Genomic DNA, 24,072 nt, shown 5'->3' with positions numbered 1-24,072 from the left:
CCCTGGGGCCCGCCTTGAAAACGGAAATCACCCCAGGCTAATCTCCACCTCATGCCGCTGCCCGTCATCAATCAGGTGGAGGGTGTTCTCTGACAGCAGAACGCCGTCCACCATGAGCTGATAATTCCCCTCGCTGCGAACCGCATTGATGTGATAATCACTGGCACCATACCGATAAACCAGACTAACGGATGGCCAGGCATGCGGCAGCAACGGATGAACGGTTATGACATCGGCGTGCCGTTCAATTCCCATCAGCGTTTCGATGACTAATCGGTACGCCCACCCTGCCGAGCCGGTATACCAGCTCCAGCCGCCGCGTCCGGCGTGCGGTGCAACGCTATAAATATCCGCCGTCATCACGTAAGGTTCGACCTTGTAGCGCTCAACGGCCTCCGGCGTTAGCCCGTGATTTATCGGGTTGATAAGCGACCAAAGTTCCCACGCCCGCTCGATATTACCGCTGCGGGCAAAGGCCATTACCGCCCAGATGGCACCGTGAGTATACTGCCCGCCGTTTTCACGCACGCCCGGCAGGTAGCCCTGGATGTAGCCGGGGTTAGGCCCGCTGCCGTTAAACGGTGGCGTGAGCAGTTTGATAAGCCCCGCCTCGTTATCCACCAGCCGGGCATCCAGCGCCTGCATGGCTTGCGCACAACGCTCCGCGCTTCCCGCCCCGGAAAGCACCGCCCAGCTTTGGGCAATGGCATCTATCTGGCACTCTTTCGCGCTCTGTGAACCCAAAGCTTCGCCGCTATCAAAATAGCCCCGGCGATACCAGCTTCCGTCCCAGGCCGTCGCCTCCAGGTTGACCTGAAGTTTTTCTGCCTCCCGTCGGCAAAGCGTGGCAACGTCGTCATCGTGAAGGTGTTCGGCAAGCTTCGCAAAACGCTGTAAGACTTCGTAGAGGAAGAATCCAAGCCAGACGCTCTCCCCTTTACCTTCCAGCCCGACCAGATTCATCCCGTCGTTCCAGTCGCCCGCCCCCATCAACGGTAAGCCGTGCTGGCCAAATCGCAGCCCATGGCGAATGGCTTTTACCCCGTGCTGCCACAGCGTCTCTTCAAGCGTGCTGGTCACTGGCTGTTCGTAAGCCGACTCTTCGCCCGGCTGTAATTCACGACCTTCAAGGTATGGCAGACGGTGCTCAAGCACACCGATATCACCGGTTGTTGCGACGTAATGACAGATGGAAAGTGGCAGCCAAAGGTAATCGTCCGAACAGCGAGTGCGTACCCCATTCCCTGCCGGCGGATGCCACCAGTGCTGAACATCTCCTTGCGTAAACTGGCGTGAAGCGCACAGTAAAATCTGCTCGCGCAGCCGCTCCGGTGCCGCATGGCTCAGGGCCAGCGTATCCTGGAGCTGGTCGCGGAAGCCGAAAGCCCCGCCAGACTGGTAGTAGCCGCTGCGGGCCATCAGACGGCAGGCAATGGTCTGATACAGCAGCCAGCCGTTAGCCAGCAAGTTGACGGCGGGATCGGGTGTGGAGACGACGATTTGATCCAGCAGGTGATGCCAGTGGCGGTGCACATTCGCCAGTTCACCGCGGGCGGCATCTTCGCTCAGATACTGGTTAATCATCGATTCGGCCTCCTGCGGCGTCTGCCCAATACCCAGCACAAAAATAAACGTCCGCTGGTCGCCATCGATAAGCGTAGTGGCAGACTGCACCGCTCCGCACGGATCTAACCCTGCCCCCGTTTTGTCCGACAACGTGCGTTGTTTCATTGCCGCCGGGTCACGTGGTGAACCATTGCGCCCAAGGAATTCCCGGCGATCGCCGGTGACAGAACAATGTACCCCGGTGAGCGCGAAGAAGGCCGTTCTGTCCGAGCCATTGCTGCTATAGAAGTTATTTGCCAGTACGCCACAGCCGAGCCCTGTCGTAGAGCTGCGGGTCACCACATGCATGGCTGATTTGCTACGTGACTCACCCAGCGTCCACTCCACAAAGCCGGTAACGGAGATTTTGCGGGTTCGGCCTGAAGTATTGCTGAGCGTCAGAATGGCGATTTTTACCGGGGCGTGCTCTGCCACCAGTACCGTCAGTTCGGTATCGATCCCCGTCTCACGGTGAGCGAAAACGCTGTAGCCAAAACCGTGGCGTGAAAGATAGTGCCCGCTGCCGCGCACCGGCAGCGTCGTTGGCGACCAGACGGCTCCGCTTTCTTCGTCACGCAGATAGTACGCCTCGCCAGAACGATCGCTGATGGGATCGTTTTCCCACGGGGTGAGACGATATTCATGGGCATTTTCATACCAGGTATAGGCCTGTCCCGCTTCTGAAATGACGGAACCAAAACTGGCGTTGGCCAGCACGTTAGACCAGGGCGCCGGGGTCTCGGTATTTTCAGCCAGCGTTATCTGGTATTCGCGACCATCCTCCGAAAAGCCGCCATATCCGTTGAAAAAGACCAGCGCACGGGTATCCGGCTGCCACGGAAGATGCTGATTGTCGGGGAGAGTCGTGCGCGCAATTAAAACCTGCTGTGATGAAACCGTAGGCTGGAGGCGCTGATTTAACTGTTCTTTCAGACCGCCCGCCCGGTCGTCCAGTACGATTTGCGCCACGCTCAGCAGTAACAGCCTGTCCTCCGGCGACATCTGTTCCCCGTTGCGCACAAAAATGCCGCCGGGCTTGTCCATCTGGCTGGCTTCAGAACCTGCGACAATCAGTTCCACTATCTGGTTTTGCAACGTCTGCTGATAGCCGCCGGGGCTGTCATTGAGGATAACGAGGTCCACCGCCAGCCCCTTCAGGCGCCAGTAGTGGTGCGCCTGTATCAGCTTAGTGATGACTGGAAGGCTCTCATCGCTGGTGACGTTAAGAATGACGATCGGCAGATCCCCGGAGATAGACCATCCCCACAGCCCCGACTGTCCGCGACGGTTACGGCAAAGTATTTTAGCGTCGGCACGCAGTTCGGGCCCCGGGTACAACACCGCGCTCGCCAGGCGGTTAAAGAGCGTAGCATCGTCTTCGTTGGCATTAATCTGCCTTAAGACTATCTGGCTATGGGACCAGGCCAGCTCAAACACCCGGTCGGCGATCGGGTGGTCATGATATTTTTCTACCAGTTCGAGGCTGTGCTGACGGCTTTCGGTCACGCCATAAATAATGTCGACCGTGACGGGGACGCCCGGGTGTAAAATGACGGACTGTCGGATTGCAAGAATGGGATCAAGTACTGGCCCGACGCTGTTGCTGAGCGAGCCGCTTTGTCGGGTCGCCACCGCATTGGCCGGGGTTTTTCCACGCCCAAGGAATTTCGCCCTGTCTGTTTCAAATGAGGTATCGCTCTGCGTTTGTCCGTGAACCACCATGGTATGAAACAGCCACGGGCAGCGCTCATCCGGCGAACGGGGGCGACGGTGGCAAAGAATAGCATTCTGATCGGCAACAAGCTCCGTCTGAATAAACAAATTACTGAATGCGGGGTGAGCCAGATCGCTCTCTGTGGGTGCCAGAACAACTTCTGCGTAGGTGGTCAGTTCAAGGATGCGCGGCTCCCGGCCACGGTGCAGCAGCGTGACGCGGCGCAGCTCGATATCATCTTCCGATGAGACAACAATTTGCGTTTTAACGCCCACCGTTCCCGCCACCAGGTTGAATTCTGCCCCAGCGTCGTTAAAGACTGCCTCGTACTGGCTGACTGCCTCACCCAGCGGTTGCCAGGTGTTGCTCCACACCTCATTAGTGACAGGGTCACTTATATAACAGAATGCTCCCCAGCTATCGCAGGTGGCGTCGCTGCGCCAGCGGGTCAGTGCCAGCTCTTTCCAGCGGCTGTAGCCCCCGCCTGACTGGCTGACCATCAGATGATAATCGACATTAGATAACAGCTGAACTTCGGGGATCGGGCTCTCTACGTCGGTAAATTTACGCGTTTCATACTGTATAGGCTGCAGCACGCCTTCGTGGGATTCAAAGTGGCGGCGCGGACTGTATAACTCGACGGCATCAGGCACCCGCTCCTGCAGCAGCAGGCGAGCCGACTGAAATGACGGGCTGGACATAAAGCGGTCCACCATCGGCGCACCTGACAGCACGTGGGAAAGCGCCTGAAAGGCCATACCCTGGTGGTGAGCCATCCACGATCGCACCACGGCGTATACCTGCCCACTGGCGAGGCGAGAAGGCGTGTAGTCCAGCGCTTCGTAAAAACCATACTCCCCACGCGCACCGTTTTTTTCCAGCGTCAAAAGATTTTCGCAGGCCTGATGAGGAGAAACGGTCAGCGCCATCATGGTGGCGTACGGCGCGATGACCATATCATCCGCAAGCCCCCTGCGCAGGCCGAGGCCGGGCACCCCAAACGCGTGGTACTGGTAATTTTGCAGCGCGTCAAAGGAGTAGTAGCCAGACTCGGAAATCCCCCACGGCACGCCCCGCTCTTTGCTCCAGTCGATCTGGCGTTTAACCGCCGACTGGCTCATCTCGGCGAGTAAACTCCCCGGATAGGTCGGCATCACCAGGTTCGGCATTAAGTACTCAAACATTGAGCCACTCCACGACATCAGCGCCGTTTCGTTATCAATGGTGGTAAACAGCCTGCCGAGCGCAAACCAGCTTTTCAGCGGCAGCTGGTTGGTAGCAATGGCAAGGAAACTGGTCAGGCGAATTTCCGAGGGCAGCAGGTCGTAGTGGCTGTTATCGAGCTTATTACTGTCACAGTTATACCCGACGCTGAGCAGGCTGGTGACGCGGTTATACAAGAAAACAAAATCCATTCGGGCGTGCTCGGCCAGGCGTTGCTCAAGCTCAGTAATGATATCAATACGGGTACGGGCCTGACGAATGGTCGATTCCGGGGGGCTGCCTTCGCCGGTATGTTTCGCCTGCGCAAGCCAGGTCAGCGTGGGAAGAGACTCCTTTTCCTGACTGACGGGCAGCCAGGCGAGAAAATGCGTCCATTCATGGCAGACAAGAACTAACTGACGCTGGAGATGTTCCACCCAGCGGCGGACGCGAGCGTCTTCATGGCTGCAAAGTGCGTGCAGGCGATTACTTTGCGTGCGCATGTTTTTCAGCTCGGCGAAGAGCAACGACGGGGGGAGCTGAGCGGCGCTTTTACAATGGTTATGTAGCTGGCGCAAAGACGTCGGCGCATGCTGTCCCCATGTCTTTTCGAGAATTTGCAGCGTGTCCTCAAGACCCGTCAGCACATGCGCCGTGTTGAGGATCGGCAGGTTACGCAGCCCGGTTAAACCCGCGCTAAGGGTGAGCAGATGCCCCGCCATGTTGCCGCTGTCGACGCTTGAGATATAACGCGGGTTGAGCGGTGCCAGGGTGCGGGTATCGTACCAGTTATATAAATGCCCCCGGTAATGCTCCATTTTGTCCAGCGTATCAAGGGTGAGCGTGATGCGTTGCAGCATTTCACCCTGGGGAATGTAACCAAAATCCCAGGCGGTCAGGTTTGCCAGTAGCGACAAACCGATATTGGTCGGCGAGGTGCGATGTGCAATCACCGGCTGGGGGATCTCCTGGAAATTATCTGGCGGCAGCCAGTTCTCTTTCCCGGTGGCAAAGGTTTCAAAAAAAGCCCAAATCTCACGGCTGCTCTGGCGCAACAGGCGTTGATTTTCAGCATTAAACGACATTGTTGGGGGGACGGGTTCACGGCTCATCCAGCTCAGTAGCATAGGGGCAAGGCACCACAGCACGCCAACCGGCACAGCAATAAAAAGCAGCATGGGGGCAAGAAATGCTGCGAGCAGAATAAGCGCGATGCCCGATAAGACATTTAGCCACATTGCCCGATAAAAACGCATCGGCGAGGTTTTTGCACGATCACTGCTTTGTTCAAAACTCGCCCACTGGTTGAGATTGCGATGACTGATCCCCAACCGCCAAAGCGTGACTGTAATGGCCTGGAGTGAATAGCCAGCCTCATGGGGAAGCGTGAGAAAGCCCATGCCAATCCGCATCAGCCGTTTAATACCGCCCGATGCCACCAGAAGCAGATGTTGCAGAAAGGGACGCCCTGGCGGCTTATTAAAGAGATCCTGCGCTATCACCAGCGCCGTCGGGAGCAGCAGCACCGCCGCCAACACACCAGACCAGTAAACAGGATTAGGCACCACCAAAATGGTGCAAAAGATCAGCACCAGAAATGACGGTGCCACCAGGCTACGGCGCAAATTATCAAATAATTTCCAGCGTGACAGCGCCGTCAGAGGATTTGTGTCGCGCGTGCCGTCTGCTTTTCTGACCCTGAGCCTAAGCCAGTTGAGAAGCTGCCAGTCTCCGCGTATCCAGCGGGTGCGCCTTGCCACGTCGGTAAGATAATTATTGGGATACTGCTCATACAGCAGAACTTCGCTCAACAGTCCTGAGCGAACATAGCACCCTTCCAGTAAATCATGGCTCAGCACCAGGTTTTCCGGGCAGGTATTGCGCGTAGCTTGCGTAAACGTATCCACGTCGTAGATGCCTTTGCCGACAAACGACCCTTCCCCAAACAGATCCTGGTAAATATCCGATGACATCATTGAGTAAGGATCGTTACCCGGCACATTGCTGGACATGGCAGCGTAGCGCCCCTGCCCATTACGCGGGATCTCCTCGGCAAGCCCTGGCTGTAAAATACCGTATCCTTTTACAACACGCTGTTGTAACGGATCGTAGACCGGATGATTGAGGGGGTGTGCCATCGTCGCGACAAGTTTGTGCGCGGTGTCCCGTGGCAAAACCGTATCGCTGTCCAGGGTGATGACATATTTGACTCCCACAGGTGGCAAGAACGCCGTGTTTTGCAGCCTGATGAACTGTTCTGCGGGCTGACGTAACCAGCTGTTGAGTGCCGCCAGCTTGCCGCGTTTGCGCTCATGGCCCATCCACACATTTTGTTGTGTATTCCATCGTGCGGAACGATGCAGCAGAAAAAAGAGTGGCTGTGAGGCAGAGGCATACCGGCGGTTCAGATACTGTATTTGCGTTTGTGCATGATGCACAAGCTCGACGTTTTCCGCCGAGTTTTCTTCCGGTGAATCGGCATAGTCAGTCAGTAATGCAAAGTACAGATTTGCCGTGTTATTGCCGAGATAGCAAACTTGTAAACTGTTCAGCAGGCTGTCTACCCCAGCTTTGCTGGTTAACAAGCAGGGGATCACCACCATCGTACGGAATTCCGCGGGGATGCCCGTCGAAAAATCCATTCGTGGCAACGGTAGCGGCGAGCGAAAGCGAGTCGTGGCCTCACTGAGTAGATTGCTGGCTAACTGGCTAACCAATACCACAAGCGGCAGTACAAGTAGCAGTAACGGCCAGCGCATTCCCTGTTCATAGGTATGGGATAAAATGGCGGCGGTGAACGCCGTTGTTAACAGACTCAGGCTTCCAAGCCAGGACAGCAGCGGGATCTGGTTAAAGCTATGGCGCAGGCGGACCCCCCATGAGGTATTTGCCCCAAGCTGTTGTTCAAGTGCCGTGCGCCCTTCGCCAATTAAGTAATAGCCGACATGATGAGCAGGCGTTTCCTTCTCTGTCGCCTGCGCCATCTGCAGAATATGGCGGGCGACCTCAGGTTCATCGTGACGACTATGCCGGGAGAGGATTTCAATAATGTGGCGATAGTGGTCCCGGGTATCAAAATGCATTGCCGGGTATATCCCGGAGGGGTCCTGAAGCAGCGTCCGTTCAACAAGGCTCATGGCCTCCGCGAAGTCTGCCCAGTTGGTTTCGCTTAACAGACGCAGCCCGGCGATGCTGTTGCTGACGGAAAGCTGGTTTGCGGCAAGCTGCTGGTTAAAGCGATGGATCAGGTGATCGGTCGTCACGCCGGTTTCCGCAAGACGCTGTTCAACCCAGGTCAGCGGTAATGAGAGCATGTTGCCCCGCCCCTGCAGGCGGCGAACCAGCTCGGCGACAAAGGCACTGCTCAATGGCGGACGCGAGCGCGCCATATCAGCAATGACCATAATCAAATCCGCCGGAGTATTTTCGACGCAGTCAAAAATGCGTGTGACCCAGTAGTCAGCCAGGTTGCGCTCTTTTTGCGCGTTGGCGACTTCGATGCTGACCCGACGTAAATTCTCAATCAGCGCCAGACGCAGCATGCCCGGCAACGCCCAGAGCTCGCCCAGCGTCAAGGGAGTAACCTGCTGATAAGCCGCAATGAAATTAGTCAGACTTGCCGCGTCCCAGCGCCCGTCGGCATGGGCAACGGCTTCGGACGCAACGTCATAAATTCTTGGACAGTTATGCGGAGCGGCAAGCGGGGGAAGCCCTTTGCCAAAGTTTTTCGGCAAATGATGCCTGACCACGCGGATCTGTTCTTCGATGAGATAGTAGTTATCGAGCAGCCATTCGCCAGCAGGAGTAATCCCGGCCTTTTCACCCGCATTGAGCAGATAGCAGTTACGGGTGATGATCGCTTCGTTAGCTTCCAGCCGCTTAAGCAAATAATAAGGCAGTCTCGTCGTCGATAACTTATGTGAGCGAGCCAGCCGCTGGCCATAGCGTTCCATCTGGGCGGCTGAAAATAACTCAGCCTTGATGGGGCTTTCATTTGCAGGTTCGTAAGCCAGCCAGTCGGGAATGTCTGCATGCGTTTCCAGTGACTTACTGCCGGTAAGCCACCGTTTAAGATTTAATTTCATGAATTAGCTCATCAGGCGAGGTGAACGCGCAGGAGCAGTTGTTCAATCAGTTCAGAAACGTTCTCTCAGGATGGGGTGCCAGGCATCAGGGATTCAACAGCTGCAAGATTCTTTGCTTAAGTATAGGTTAAACTTCGTTCAAAGTTCGTGCGTGGACGCTCACGCCGGCAAACAAAAAATGTAATGTGTCGAACATTCTGGCGATATTATGCAGGGAATCACCCTCCTCGTTTAAGGATAGCTTTCATCGCCCCGTTGAGCACACAGCAAGAAGCGGACATCGCTATTACCATGAAGCGTTATTTTGGAATGTGACCGGAAGGACATTTGTTAATCCCGATGGATATTGAGTCGTTATCCAAATCAAAGTATGGACACAACTCAAAGATTATCTGTTTAACACATTTTATTTGTTCCCGCTCACAAACTTGCAAGACGTTATTCACCCTGCTGACACGCTAACTCCCCGGTGTGGCTCAACCGCGGCTTAAAATTGCCATGACAGCACGACTCTCATTCCTCTCAGGAATATATCCATAAAATTCAATGCCACTCATTCAGCACCCTCGCTGTCATAATCTCAAAATTAACCAAATGGACACATCTCGTAAACATTTGCGCATCAGAAAATACCGACTGTCGAGGGTGATAAAACAGACGTCACGCGATGTGGCTCGCAGCGTATTCGAGGCCTGAGTTTACCGGGCTTGAGCAAAAAAAAGCTGATATAAAAATAATCATGAGGATTTGACAATGTTGATTGCACTGAGCGTGTTGATGCTGGTTTTTTTCATTTATGTATTAATGACCAAAAAGCTCTCAGCCCTGACGGCACTGATTATTATCCCGACCATTTTTGCTCTTCTGGGCGGCTTTTATTCTGAGATGGGAGAATATGTCATTAAGGGGCTACGGGGCGTGGCCCCCAACGGGATAATGATTCTCTTCGCCATGCTTTATTTTATGGTCATGACGGAAGCCGGAATGTTCGACCCATTGGTCAACCGTATTCTTAAAATCGTTCACGGCGATCCAGTTAAAATTTACCTCGGTACTGTGCTGCTGGCATTTATTGTGGCGCTGGATGGTGACGGTGCCACCATTTACATTATTGTCCTTTCGGCTTTTTTACCCATCTACAAACGTATTGGGCTCTCTTTGCCGATGGTGTGCTGTCTGTTGCTGCAAGTCTCGGGTCTGGGAAATATGGTTCCCTGGGGAGGGCCAACCGCACGCGCGGCGACCTCAATGCAGGTGGAGATGAGTGAAGTGTTTGTCCCACTTTTGCCTGCGATCGTCGGATGCGTCATCTGGACCTTCGTGCTGGCCTGGATTTTTGGCCGCCGCGAGCGGACGCGTCTGGCCGCGGCGGGCCACGATATCACGATGATTAGCGAGATTAAACATGACAGCGAGCAACGCAGCCGTGGCCCACGAACATTCTGTTTTAACTGGCTGTTGACCCTACTGTTGCTGGCAGGGTTATGCACAGAAATCCTGCCGCTGAGCTACCTGTTTATGATTGCTGCAAGTCTCGCGCTGATCGTGAACTTTCCCGACCTCGGTATGCAGAAGGCACAGCTCGAGCAGCACGCAGCGCCGATTCTTGCCGTAGCCAGTTTGATTTTTGCCGCCGGGGTGTTCACCGGATTATTTAACGGAACGGGAATGGTTAATGCGGTCGGTGAGGCGTTGATTCGCATAATCCCGGATTCTGTTGGCCCGTATCTTGCCCCTGTTACCGCCCTGCTAAGTATCCCCATGACGTGGCTGGTGTCGAATGACGTCTTCTACTTTGGCGTTTTGCCCATTCTTGCGGATGCCGCTCAGCACCATGGTATTACCGCGGCGGAGATGGCCCGAGCCTCATTGATTGGACAACCGGTACACATCCTTAGCCCGCTGGTGGCTTCCACTTATCTGGTCGTCAGCATGTTAAAACTGGATTACTCGGAGAATCAGCGATTTACCTTCAAATGGTCGCTACTCAGCTGCCTGATAATGTTGGTTATATCACTGGCGTTGGGGATTATTCCGTTATCGGCTTCATAGCTAATATGAACAGAGCATGACGGGAGGTCGTTTTTAACGTTGGTAATCCCAGATTTTACCAGCGATGAAAACCAGCTTACGTGCTGCTGGAGACAGCTCACTCCATGAATGGAACTGTAATCCGAACGTCCGGGGCATGACCAACAGGGGAATCGGAATTTCGACCAATGAAACGGCGCTCTGCTGCTCTTCCAGCACCCGGCGTGACAGGAAACTCAGCAGGTGGGTTTCCGCAATGACCAGCCGCAGCGATGCCAGCGTATTGGTTTCTATCTGGACGCGAGGCAAAGCATAGCCTGCGCCCAACAAACGATGTTCAAGCCACTGCCGGGTCGCCACGCCACCCGAAGGCAGCAGCCAGTTGTACTGGTTGAGTTGTTCCGCCGTCGGGTGGATACCTGCCAGCGGGTGGTCTTTGCTGGCAACCAGCACAACCGGATCGTCGAGGAGCGGGATAGAGAGAAACTCCTCTCCGTTTTCGGGGAGAAAACCGAGAATGACGTCTAGCTGTTTTTCGCGCAGAGCGCTTTGCAACAGGTCGTTCAGACCTACTTTTATTTCCAGCTGCACGCTGGGTGCCGCGCGCAGCAGCTGCCCCGTCAGTTTCGGCAACATAAATTCCGCGGCGCTGGCCGCGGCGCCAAGGCGAATATAGCCAGCCGTTCCCTCAGCCAGGGAACTCATATCGCGCTGTGTCACTTCAAGCTCGCGGACAATTTTTTGCGCCCGATCACAAAGGAGTAACCCGGCTTCGGTCAGATGGATGCCCCGGCCCGCCTTTAGCAGCAGTTTTGCTGAATAAATTTTCTCCAGACGCTGAATGCATTTAGTCAATGCGGGCTGAGTGATACCAAGGCTGATGGCCGCTCGCCCCAGATGGCCGGTATCCCGAATAGCCAACAGATAACGCAGGTCTTTAAGCTCCATATCATTCCCGTCAGGAATCAATTAATAACATTCGGATAATATTATTTATCATTATCTAATGCCAACATTAAAGAAATCATTACAGGAGTGAGAGATGACCTACAAATTCTTAATGACCGCCCCTGAGCTGGGAGAAGGTGGCCGCAAGGTTCTGGCCGACGCCGGGTGCGAAGTGGATTATTTGCAACATAGCAATGACCAGCGGGAAGTTGAACACCTGATGGCGACCCGAGCCTATGACGCCGTTATTTCACGTACGGCTATTTTGTCAGCGAAGGCGATAGAATCCTGTCCGACACTGAAAATTATCTGCAAACACGGCGTGGGTGTAACCAACATTGATGTTGCCGCAGCCAGTGCTCACGGCATCCCTGTGCTCACAACCCCCGCCACCAATGCACAATCGGTGGCTGAACTGACGATTGCGCTAATGTTTAGTGCCGCCCGCAGTCTGCCTTTTTTCCATCGTGAAATAGCAGAGCTGCGCTGGACGCGAACTGGCAGCGGTATCGAGCTACAGGGTAAGACGCTTGGGCTGGTTGGCTATGGTGAAATTGGACGCCGTGTCGCCCATATTGCCCAGGCGATCGGAATGAGAGTGGCGTTCTACGATCCGGCTTTTGCGGGAGAAACGGAGCATCAGCGTTATGCCGAGCTGTCTGAACTACTGCGTAACAGCCAGGTACTGAGCCTCCATTGTCCTGTTAATGCCGCCACCCGTCAGATGCTTAATAGCCTGACGCTGGCCTTATTACCCCAGGGAGCGATTGTGGTGAACACCTCACGGGGTGAGCTAATCGATGAAAACGCACTCGCAGCCTCGCTGGCAGAAGGCGCTTTGACCGCAGCCGGATTAGACACTTTTATTGAAGAGCCGTTATCTGCCGATCACCCCTTTCGCCAGCTCAATAATGTCGTTCTGACTCCCCATATCGGCGGCTCTACGGTGGAAGCACTGGATGCGGTTGCGCGATCTGCAGCCCGGCAGTGTCTGGATTTCTTGCACAAAAAGACGCTTGATTCGCGGGCGTGTGTCAATTCTGAAGCCCTCTCACATTCAAAAGGAGTGACGTTATGAGCAGTAAAATCGACTGGCCCGCAGGCTATTATATCGGTCTTCGCGAGCAGGTTCCTGACAGCGCAACGATTGAAGCTTTCAGCCAGCTACCGGTTCCGAATATTGGTGATTGCATGGGCCGCAGCGTAGGAGCCAGAGGGCTTCAGCCCTGGCATGCCGACCAGCAACTGGTGCTGTGTGGCCCGGCGCTAACGGTCAAAGTCAGACCTGGCGATAACCTGATGATCCATAAAGCGATAGAAATGGCACAACCGGGGGATGTTATCGTCGTGGATGGCGGGGGCGACCTGACGCAGGCGCTGATTGGCGGACTGATGCGAACTTCCGCGTTGACGAAGAAAATCGCGGGCTTTGTCATCGATGGGGCTATTCGCGATCTGAACGAATGGGCGGAAGGTGGTATTGCTGTCTATGCCAGGGGGAATACGCTTCGAGGCCCATCCAAAGACGGTCCGGGCGAAGTCAATGTTGCCATCAGCTGTGGTGGAATGGTCGTCTCGCCCGGTGACCTGATTGTCGGCGATGCGGATGGCGTTATCGCTATCCCTTACGCGGAATTGGCCGCCCTGTTACCCAAAGTACACCAACACGTTGAGCGTGAAGCAAAAATCCGTAGGAATAATGCGGCTGGCACCACTGACCCCGAACGCTTTAACAGCCTGCTGCGTTCAAAAGGTTGTCCACTTTAGTCCGGTCGTAAGGTCACTTGTTTTGACTATGCGGCAGTGGTTTCATCTCTGTGCAGATGGCTAAGTTAACTACGCATTGCATGTCGGGGCAGGTGATCTTAAAAATTTAAAGTTGGCACAACTGAACTACCCTCAACGTCCGCACCTCGCTCCTGGCGGACCTTCGCGAAGATGTCCGCCAAGTGCCAGGAGCGGACACTTCACACTTCTGTTTATGCAGACGAAATCGACAAACCACTTCAATACAAAAAAACCTGGCGTGGAATGTTCTATTTCCAGCAGGCCTCCCCGACAATATGGCGACAGCCTGTTTATTTTAAATTATCGAAGGGCTTATTTTCTGTTGTCGAAATATAACGGCGTGACATCCCTTTTTATCAGTGGTAACTTCCCGAACGTGTAGTCAGTACCGTTTTAACTTTGCAGGTATATTTTATTCCGGCCATTCTCTGAGTGGCCTTTCTTTCGATAATCCCAGCATAATCTAATTAACCGTTAAGCGTTTTCACTTTATCCAAAACACTGCCATAGCGTCCCTCCCCTCCGTTATTGCGACTTACGCCATCGATTCTGTTATCTGGAATTTCATTTTTTATTCTTTTCTGTTTATTCGTCATGGTTACTGCGCTTACCGTGCTGATCCCGACGACGAATAATTCATCGTCGTTATTAATTTACCTCAGTGGAAAAGTGTTGTTTTTATTTTCCCTGCACGACAACCCGAATAAGGAAAAATAACCCATGACCGACTACACATCCAGTACGCGTGACGCAGCGCTACTTGCCGGACTGCTGGCCAACCTGCCGACAGATAACGGCCAGCTTATCCCCACCCCCGCCGAGCCGGGCGTGATTAATATCGACACCGTCTCTGACAACCAGGGCCTGCACACTGGCACCGTCGACAACTTCGGCTTTACCGACGACCTGACCCCGACCCTTTCCGGTAATGCCGGGGCGGGGGGCGCCGGCACGGTGATACAGTTCTGTATCAATACCGTTCTTGTCGGCAGCGCCGTGGTCAACAGCGACGGCAGCTGGTCCTTCACTCCGGACCAGCCGCTGGAGGCGAACCACGAATACATTTTCCAGTCTGTCGTCCAGGACGGAGGCAGCAAGCAGTTTCTCATTTCCCTGCCTTACACCATCATCACCACGGACTCAAACGCAGACATTTCGGTCTCAGCGACACTCGACAGCGTGGTGGATAACGTCAGCGACTACAACGGCGCCGTCGGTGCCCTGAAAGAGGGCGGACTGACCAACGATGCCCGTCCGGAGCTGACCGGACACGCCACCGCCGGGGCAACGGTCAATATCTACGACAACGGTGTCCTGCTGGCTACCACCACGGCGAAGGCCGACGGCAGCTGGACATACACCCCATCCTCGGCCCTGACCAACGGCACCCATAACCTGGCCGTGAGCGCCACGGGTGCCACGGGTGAAAGCAAACCCACCGCGGCCTTCAGGATTGTGGTTGACACCACTGCCATCAAGCCGGTGGTGGACAGCGCCACCGATGACCAGGGCGCGATAACCGGTAACCTGGCTGGCGGCAGCCTGACCGATGACAGCCGTCCGGTGCTGCACGGCTATGCTGAACCCAATACCCGGGTGGATGTGCATGTCTTTGGTCCGAACGGTAAAGAGCTGTACTACGACAGCGTGACGTCAAATGCGGACGGCACCTGGGATTACCAGGCACGGGCGTTCACTACCCAGGGGACGTACTCCTTTGGCATCAGCTCCATTGACCAGGCCGGTAATGCGTGGCGCGACTACGGCACAAAATTCACCCTGAAGTACGTGGGCAGCAACCAGGATGACACCACGGCGCCGGATGCGGCAACGAACCTGGTGCTGAATGACAATGTGGGCAGCATTAAAGGTGAAATCCATAGCCAGGGACTGACCGATGACAGCACGCCGACGCTGACCGGTAAGGCAGAAGCCGGTACCACGGTGGTGGTGTCGGATAACGGCGTGGTATTGGGCTCGGCGACGGTGGCGGCGAACGGCACCTGGTCCTTTACGCCATCCCCGGCTCTGGCCGACGGCCTGCACAGTATCACCACGGTGGTGAAGGATGCGGCCGGTCAGTCAAGCACGGTCTCTGATGCGATTACCTTTACGGTAGACTCGCACATTGACGCCCCGACTATCACCGGTTACCAGGATGACGTGGGCGTCAGCACGGGCGCGGTGGAGAATGGCGGCCGAACCGATGACAACAACGGCGTACTGAGTGGTCATGCTGAAGCGGGCAGCATTATCAGCCTGACCATGTGGGGACCGCGGGGGGTGAAATACGGTAATGTCGCCCACGCGGTGGCCGACGGCGACGGCAACTGGCATATTCAGCTGAGTGATGGTTCGCGCCTTCTGGGGGCCCGGGGCAACTGGACGTTTCAGGTCACGGCGGTGGATGAGGCCGGCAACAGGGCAAACAGCGACCAGTTTAAGGTGAATTATGTCGCCAGCAATCAGGACGATATCACGGCACCGGACACTCCGGTCATCGCTGACTACACCGATAATGTGGGCGCCTCGACGGGCAATCAGGCCTCCGGCACCGTGACGGATGACACCACGCCGATGCTGAACGGCCATGCGGAGGCGGGCAGCCTCGTGAAAATTTATGAGGGTAACACGCTGCTCGGCTCGGTCGCGGCAGGCAGCAACGGCGACTGGCACTTCACGCCGCCTGCGCGCAGCGAGGGCAGCCATACCTTCACCGCCACGGCAACCGATGCGGCGGGTAACACCAGTGAGGCTACGGTCGGCTTCGTGGTGAAAATCGATGTGCCTGACACCACGCCACCGACAGCCCCTGCCATCACCGATGTTTACGATGACGTGGGCACTACGACGGGTAAAGTGGTCAGCGGCGGAAAAACCGACGACCTGCAGCCGAAGCTGAACGGTACCGGTGAGCCGGGCAGCCATATCAGCATCACCATGACGGGACCGGTGAGCGGTAAAATTCACACAATTGCCACGGTAACCGTAGGTGCAGACGGCACCTGGCACTATCAGTTCGTCGGAGGGCAGGCATTACAGGCCGGCAATAATGTGTTCCATACCACCGCGACGGATGCGGCAGGTAACACAGCGGCAGGTAACGATTTCAGTGTGAAACTGGTGGGCAGTAACCAGGACGGCAATGACACCACGCCGCCGGTGGCCCCGCATATCACCGGTGCGTACGACGACGTGGGCACCGCGGGTAATATCAAATCCGGTGGCACCACGGATGACACCACGCCGAAGCTGAGCGGCACCGCGGAAGCGAACAGCGTGGTGAAGATTTACGACAACAACGTTGCCATTGGCTCCACCACGGCGAACAGCAGCGGCAGCTGGAGCTACACCCCGGCAGGTCGCAGCGAGGGCAGCCACACCTTCACGGCAACCGCCACCGATGCGGCCGGCAATGCCAGCGGCAAGTCAGGCGGCTATGTGGTGAACATTGACGTGCCTGACCCGGGTCCGGGCAAAGCGAGCATCACCAGCGTCTATGATGACGTGGGGCCGAATACCGGCAACGTGGCTAACGGTGGCACAACGGACGATACGACGGTCACCCTTACCGGCAAGGCCACGCCGGGCAGCACGCTGTATGTCTATGCCGACGGCAAAGGATTTGACACGGTCCACGCCAACAGCCAGGGCGTCTGGACCAGCACCGTCACACCACGCACGGACGGGCAGCACGTCTTCACGGCGCGTGAGGTGAAGGGCGGTACGCTGGGTGCGGAGAGCAACAGCTGGGTGGTGAACGTGAAAGCGGCGGATACCACGCCACCGACAGCCCCTGTCATCACCGATGTTTACGATGACGTGGGCACTACGACGGGTAAAGTGGTCAGCGGCGGAAAAACCGACGACCTGCAGCCGAAGCTGAACGGTACCGGTGAGCCGGGCAGCCATATCAGCATCACCATGACGGGACCGGTGAGCGGCAAAATTCACACAATTGCCACGGTAACCGTAGGTGCAGACGGCACCTGGCACTATCAGTTCGTCGGAGGGCAGGCATTACAGGCCGGCAATAATGTGTTCCATACCACCGCGACGGATGCGGCAGGTAACACAGCGGCAGGTAACGATTTCAGTGTGAAACTGGTGGGCAGTAACCAGGACGGCAATGACACCACGCCGCCGGCGGCCCCGCATATAGTCAGCGGCTATGACGACGTGAATATAAGTACCGCCATCGGTAAATTCTACTCCGGTGACACCATTGACGACACCACACCGAAGCTGAGCGGCACCGCGGAAGCGAACAGCGTGGTGAAGATTTACGACAACAACGTTGCCATTGGCTCCACCACGGCCAACAGCAGCGGCAGCTGGAGCTACACCACACCGGCCCGCAGCGAAGGCAAGCACACCTTCAGTGCCACAGCAACGGATGCAGCCGGTAATACCAGCGGCAAGTCAGGCGGCTTTGTGGTAAATGTGGATGTACCTAACCCGGTGGTAAAACATATTGAATCGTTTGAAGGAACAGAAATTCCATCACACTTTTACAATTTAACGACACAAACAGGCGTGCATATTACCTCATCTGCGGGCCTGTATCTCTTAACCACCCCTGGCGTATTAGTGGATAGTGTAAATGGAACGCATGTTCTGGGGGGAGGAAATTTCGCCAGAGAGCAGGCGATAAGTGTTTCATTACCCGGTGCCTCTGAAACAGTCTTTGTCAATCTGCAAACGCAAAGTATCTCGGGAATAAGATTTTATGATGCCAGTGGCCTGCAAATTCATGCCACAATGAAAGATACCGGGCGCGCCGGAGGTGATTTACAGCTTCACAGGTACGAATTTACTGCCGATGCCGGGCACAGCATTTCTTCATTCACGGTTAGTGCCTCTTATATTGATACCATTGAATGGCATAACTCAACCAGTTATAGCACCATGATAAATCATCAAAATCCGCTGTCACAGATGATGGTGCAGGCTGATGACGAACAGGCGTCATCTGGCAGCACAGAGATAATTAACCATCTGAGCCAGGATGTCCTGCACCTGACGCTGAACGACATCCTCAGTGAAGCGCATGACAACCTGTTTATTCAGGATGGCAATAAGCAGCTGGCGGTGACGGGCGATGCCGGTGATGTGGTTGAACTGAAGGTTGAAGACCTTGCGCATAACACCTGGCAGGATGCCGGCCAGGTGACTGCAGGCGGTGTTCAGTATGAGGTCTACCAGCATGCCGGCAGTGACGTTGAGTTACTGGTACAACAGGGCATGGAGCTTCATCAGGTTTCATAACCTGTAGAATTAATCCAATCCTTAACTCATCCCCGGCTACAGCCGGGGATTTTTGTGTAAGTGAATCTACATGGCTTAATAGACGCCACAGAGTCAACTTGAAATTGACCATGAAATGCTAATGAAATGTCGTAGTAACGTCAGCTTCTCGCCCTGAGACATTCGACAAGCTTTTTATGGTCAAAATAAGGGCGAATGTCGTGCTTCGAGTGCCAGCAAATATTTTGCTTCGTCGCCACTGTCCGGCGTACCCATCAGACAGACCGGATAGATATTTTCTTTTCCCAAACGGCCCCATATACAGTAGCCCCGATTCTATTGGCGGCTTATTTCGCTCTCATCTACCGGCCTTGTGCTGCTACGTACAACCAGTGCGCCAGGCAGAACCTGCTGAATAGCCAATGCTTCCGGATCCTTTAACTGTGAGTAAATAATGGCAACGGTGTAGGAAATCATCTCGCTAATTGGCTGGACATAGGTCGTCAAGTTGTACATAGGCCAACTCGCCATAGCTATGTCATCAAAACCGACGATAGAAATGTCTTTTCCCACAATCATGCCCAACTCACCCACGGCGACGTTAAGCGCACCGATAGCCATAATGTCATTGGCGCAAAAGAGTGCATCGAACCTCCGTTTCCCCGTCAGCAAACTACGGGTAGCTGCCATCGCACCTTCAATGGTATACAGTCCGACGGCACGTTGCGGCGGTTCAAAACCGCGCTGCAACAGGCGCTGTGTAAAACCATCCTCACGATCACGGCTGGTCGATGAGCTATCCCGCCCTGCCATAAAAGCAATATTGCGATGACCACCGGCAATAAGAAAATCGGCTATGGTGGCAGCACCGGTATGGTTGTCGCTGGTCACGCTGGAAACCGTTTTGCTGTCATTCTTACGGTTCAGTAATAGCACCGGCAGACCATTATGCTGGCACTCCTCAGCAAAATGAGACGACAGGCTGGTTGATACCAGGATCAAAGCCTCAACGCGGTGCCGTAAGACGTCTTCCAGGATAGGATCGGTATCGTCGTCGTTATGCATGGAGAAAAGCAGAACACGGTATCCCATCTGGTTTAATTCGAGAGATAGCCGGTCTAGCAGGTTTGCATAGAATGGGTTTGCCAACCCAGGCACGACTACACCAATAAGATTGGAACGCCGCGTAATCAATGAGCGGGCAACAAAACTTGGGCGATAGCCCAAGGCCGCCGCCGCCTCCCTGACTTTTTCACGCATGACCGAAGAGATTTTTCCCCCTTCGGTAAAAGCGCGTGATACAGCAGACTGTGATACCCCCGCGAGTTTGGCCACATCATAACTGGTGACCGGGCGGCGCGTTCGTCCTGTCATCAGGCTGTCCTCCCAATAATTGTCCTGCCCGCATTATGGTGGATTTCAGTCTCAATTCATAATTATTGTGATCTGCACTGCATTCGAATGCAGTGATGCTTTTCGTTTACCCAAATTTAACATTAAGATGCGAATGCATTCGAATTCACAAACAATTCACTAACATCTGTGGAGGTGTTCATCATGGCAAAATGGCTTAAAAAAGGTGCTGAAGCAGAAGCAATAAAAAATGCTGATCGCAAAGTACGCGACACGGTAGAACAGATCCTTGCTGATATTGAAGAACGAGGGGACACGGCAATTCGTGAACTTTCCATTCGCTTTGATAAGCTGGATAGGTCGGATTATCGTTTAACAGATGCTGAAATTCAGGCGTGTTACGAGCAGTTGTCAGAACGCGATATCGCTGATATTGCTTTTGCACAAGAGCAGGTTCGCAATTTTGCTCAACACCAGCGCAACAGCATGGTAGATATTGAGGTTGAAACATTGCCCGGCGTTATCCTCGGCCATAAGAATATCCCAGTAAATGCCACGGGTTGTTATGTTCCGGGTGGGAAATACCCACTGCTGGCCTCCGCACATATGTCAGTGATCACTGCTAAAGTCGCAGGCGTTCCACGGATTGTCACTTGCGCGCCACCGTTCAACGGAAAACCCGCCCCGGCAATCGTCGTGGCGCAGCACATGGCTGGCGCCGATGAGATCTACTGCCTGGGGGGCATTCAGGCAGTTGGCGCAATGGCTATCGGCACCGAATCTATTGCTCCTGTAGATATGCTAGTCGGTCCGGGGAATGCTTTTGTTGCCGAAGCCAAGCGCCAACTATTTGGGCGTGTAGGTATCGACCTGTTTGCAGGCCCAACGGAAACACTGGTGATTGCCGATGACAGCGTTGATGGTGAGATCTGCGCAACAGATCTGTTAGGGCAAGCAGAACATGGTCCGGACTCTCCAGCCATCCTGCTGACAACATCAGAAAAATTGGCAAAAGAGACGTTGACAGAAATAGAACGTCTATTAGAAATCTTGCCGACGGCGCAGATTGCCCGCCAGTCCTGGGAAAAATTTGGTGAAGTTATCGTTGCGGATAGCGACGAAGAGATGCTGGAAATCGCGGATAAACTGGCCTTTGAGCACGTGCAAGTGATGACGAAACAACCTGACTGGTTCCTTGATAACCTCAGCAACTTTGGTGCTTTGTTCCTGGGTCCACGTACAAATGTCGCTTACGGCGATAAAGTGATCGGTACCAACCATACTCTGCCAACCAAGAAAGCCGCCCGTTATACCGGTGGATTGTGGGTGGGCAAATTCCTGAAAACCTGTTCTTACCAAAGAGTGCTCACTGATGAGGCTTCTGTACTGGTAGGTGAATACTGCTCGCGCCTTTGCGCCCTGGAAGGTTTTGCCGGTCACGGTGAGCAAGCAAACATTCGCGTACGCCGTTATGGTCATAAAGACGTGCCGTATGCCGGGGTCGTCGAATAACACGACACCAGCAACGACCCGAATCAGCGTAAAACAACCGCTCTGCACGGTGCGGAGAGTTAGAAAACTCTGCACTGTCTGTCTTTCTATCCTGGAGACTCTATGGACGTTTTTATTGCATTGTTGGCATTGGTAATACTGATGCTGGTCGCCTATCGGGGATATAGCGTAATTCTATTTGCCCCTGTAGCCGCGCTGGGTGCGGTGTTGTTAACCCATCCATCCGCCGTAGCACCTATGTTTACCGATGTCTTTATGGATAAGTTCGTTGGCTTCGTCAAACTCTATTTCCCAGTCTTTTTGCTGGGCGCAGTTTTTGGCAAATTAGTCGAACTATCCGGCTTCTCACGCGCTATTGTGAGTGCCATCACACGTTTATTGGGGAAAAACCAGGCAATGGCGGTGATTATCCTGGTCTGTGGTTTGTTGACTTATGGTGGAGTCTCACTGTTTGTCGTCGTGTTTGCCGTTTATCCTTTTGCTGCCGAAATGTTCCGACAGGGAAATATCCCTAAACGTTTGATGCCAGCCACCATCGCGTTGGGTGCATTTACATTTACGATGGATGCCCTCCCCGGCTCACCACAAATTCAAAACATCATTCCAACTACATTTTACGGAACGACTTCGTGGGCCGCGCCATGGTTAGGCATCCTGGGTTCTCTTTTTGTTGTTGGCGGCGGCCTGTTGTACCTTGACCTGGCGCGCAGACGAGCACAGAGCCGTGGTGAAGGATATGGCACAGTATTGCGCAATGAACCAGAAACGCCGGAAGATATCCCTTTACCCCATCCGTTAATCGCGCTGTTGCCACTGGTTGTGGTCGGCGTGATGAACCTGATATTTACACATGCGATCCCGCACTGGTACGGCCCTACCTATGAATTAGCCCTGCCGGGGTTAAAAAGCCCTATTCAAAGTGACGTCACCAAAATGGTTGCCATCTGGGCTGTGCTGGCTGCGTTGTTATGTGGCATCTTCACAATCTTTATTTTCGCGTGGCGCACCGTGGCCAATAAACTGGCGGAAGGCAGTAAAGCCGCCGTAAGTGGTGCGATGCTTGCCGCATTAAATACGGCCTCAGAGTATGGTTTTGGCGGTGTTATCGCAGCGCTTCCCGGCTTTGTTGCCGTAGCAGAAGCGTTAAAAGCAATACCTAACCCATTACTTAATCAGGCGATTACCATCAACCTGCTTTCCGGGATCACCGGTTCGTCTTCTGGCGGTATGAGCATTGCACTGGCTGCGATGTCAGATCAGTTTGTTGCCGCCGCCCATGCCGCACACATCCCACTGGAAGTCATGCACCGGGTCGCTTCTATGGCAGCTGGCGGTATGGATACCTTGCCTCATAACGGCGCGATTATTACGTTACTGGCCGTTACCGGGCTGACGCACAGAGAAGCCTATAAACCTATCTTCGGCATCACCATTTTCAAGATAATGGCCGCTTTCTTTGTCATCGGAGTCTATTACCTGACCGGACTGGTTTAAGTTTCCTGCTGGAAACCCACTATTCGTTCACTCATAAATATTCATCGATACTACATATTTAAGGACACTCATGAGAACCAGACCAAATATTAATGAATACCTGAAGAAACTGGGTATAGAACATGCTGCCAGCGTGATTCACAATCCCGACTACGCCGCGCTATTTGCCGCAGAAACGCAGGAGCATTTAACGGGGTTTGAACGGGTAACGGTCACGCAATCAGGTGCGGTTGCGGTTGATACCGGTGGAAGTGGTCATTACAAGCGCAGCAATACTCAATTTGATGATGTTTTTCATGGGGTATCTCCTGATGAGTTCGTTGTATTGTTTTGCAGCGTTCTGCTGATAAAATCAAGCCTGCCTATCAGAAGGTAGGCTGGCAGGGATGAATTTAGCCAACCACCTTAGAATATGACTTGAGTCACATTTTAATGTTTGCCATTTAATGACCACAATGGCTTGCATGGCGCATAGATACTGGCCTGAAAGCTGGTTTAAGACGGTGAAAATTAATTCCGGACATTAGATTTCGAAAATGGACATGATGAGATGGTCACCCTCAGCCTGCCAGTAGTAAGCTGACAGTTCGCTGAAAGGAGAGAATATTACACAGGTGATCTGATTGATGATTTGAATGTATCAGAGCAAAAAATACCAAAGTAAATTTCCTTTTATGTAACAAGAATGAAAATCACACTATCAACACTGATGGCGTGATTAATAAAACAGGCTAAAAACAAAATTTAAAAAAGAAACATGCGAATTGCATGAAATATTTCCTCTACGCAATAGCTTCAAACGAATTATTAGCCCAACAAAGCACAAATAAATAGCAGTTAATAAAATAAATCACGCGATCAAAACACCGCTAAATTTAACTTTAAACAAATCAGAATTTGAAACCTGAAGTGTTATTAAGTAGAAAATGTAAAGGTATTTTAAGCAATCAAGGAGCCTTAAGCACATGATGACAAAAAAACACCAACACTCCTGCCATATGTTATTTTAATGGCAAGTAGCGTATCCTTCCCTTCTCACGCCATGGAGCTATTTATAAATCAAGATACCGCTCCAAAGGCATCGACCAAATC

The 24,072-nt window shown here is 53.7% G+C and carries 9 protein-coding genes and 1 pseudogene; 7 read left to right on the top strand and 3 right to left on the bottom strand.

Features of this window, described 5'->3' with window-relative positions; translation table 11 throughout:
* Positions 1-27: 27 nt before the first annotated feature.
* Complete coding sequence (locus HYQ67_RS21465; protein WP_202307568.1) at positions 28-8,607, bottom strand: glycoside hydrolase family 94 protein; 8,580 nt, start codon at positions 8,605-8,607, stop codon at positions 28-30.
* A 753-nt stretch (positions 8,608-9,360) separates the two neighbouring features.
* On the opposite strand from HYQ67_RS21465, the gene HYQ67_RS21460 reads away from it, so the two are divergent.
* A complete protein-coding gene (locus HYQ67_RS21460) occupies positions 9,361-10,659 on the top strand; it encodes a CitMHS family transporter (protein ID WP_202307566.1) in 1,299 nt (432 codons plus the stop codon).
* Between the two features lie 33 nt (positions 10,660-10,692).
* On the opposite strand, the gene HYQ67_RS21455 is transcribed toward HYQ67_RS21460, so the two are convergent.
* On the bottom strand, positions 10,693-11,586 hold the full coding sequence (locus tag HYQ67_RS21455) for a LysR family transcriptional regulator (protein ID WP_202307564.1): 894 nt from the start codon (positions 11,584-11,586) through the stop codon (positions 10,693-10,695).
* 94 nt (positions 11,587-11,680) lie between these two features.
* Here HYQ67_RS21455 and HYQ67_RS21450 point away from each other — a divergent pair, with 94 nt between their 5' ends.
* From HYQ67_RS21450 to HYQ67_RS21440, 3 genes are all read left to right on the top strand, one after another.
* Positions 11,681-12,664, top strand: a complete 984-nt coding sequence (locus HYQ67_RS21450) for a hydroxyacid dehydrogenase (RefSeq protein WP_202307562.1) — start codon at positions 11,681-11,683, stop codon at positions 12,662-12,664.
* On the top strand, positions 12,661-13,353 hold the full coding sequence (locus HYQ67_RS21445; protein ID WP_202307560.1) for an RraA family protein: 693 nt from the start codon (positions 12,661-12,663) through the stop codon (positions 13,351-13,353). The genes HYQ67_RS21450 and HYQ67_RS21445 overlap by 4 nt, the downstream gene beginning before the upstream one ends.
* Before the next feature lie 741 nt (positions 13,354-14,094).
* Positions 14,095-18,642, top strand: a complete 4,548-nt coding sequence (locus tag HYQ67_RS21440; protein ID WP_202307558.1) for an Ig-like domain-containing protein — start codon at positions 14,095-14,097, stop codon at positions 18,640-18,642.
* A 315-nt stretch (positions 18,643-18,957) separates the two neighbouring features.
* Here HYQ67_RS21440 and HYQ67_RS21435 read toward each other — a convergent pair whose 3' ends face one another.
* A complete protein-coding gene (locus HYQ67_RS21435) occupies positions 18,958-19,995 on the bottom strand; it encodes a LacI family DNA-binding transcriptional regulator (protein WP_202307556.1) in 1,038 nt (345 codons plus the stop codon).
* A 183-nt stretch (positions 19,996-20,178) separates the two neighbouring features.
* Here HYQ67_RS21435 and hisD point away from each other — a divergent pair, with 183 nt between their 5' ends.
* The 3 genes and pseudogenes from hisD to HYQ67_RS21420 all read left to right on the top strand — a co-directional run bounded on the left by hisD (position 20,179) and on the right by HYQ67_RS21420 (position 23,356).
* Positions 20,179-21,486 (top strand): histidinol dehydrogenase, encoded by a 1,308-nt coding sequence (hisD, locus tag HYQ67_RS21430; RefSeq protein ID WP_202307554.1) that lies wholly within the window; start codon positions 20,179-20,181, stop codon positions 21,484-21,486.
* Between the two features lie 102 nt (positions 21,487-21,588).
* Positions 21,589-21,954, top strand: a pseudogene (locus tag HYQ67_RS24440) (GntP family permease); the annotation flags it as partial.
* A 1,096-nt stretch (positions 21,955-23,050) separates the two neighbouring features.
* Entirely contained in the window at positions 23,051-23,356 is a 306-nt protein-coding gene (locus HYQ67_RS21420) for a hypothetical protein (protein WP_202307551.1), read from the top strand.
* Positions 23,357-24,072 lie beyond the last annotated feature (716 nt).

The sequence above is a fragment of the Dryocola clanedunensis subsp. sulfonylureivorans genome, assembly GCF_016756775.1.
Classification (GTDB): Bacteria; Pseudomonadota; Gammaproteobacteria; order Enterobacterales; family Enterobacteriaceae; genus Dryocola; species Dryocola clanedunensis.
Note: the sequence above shows the minus strand (reverse complement) of the source record. Positions and strands in the feature narration are given on the sequence as shown.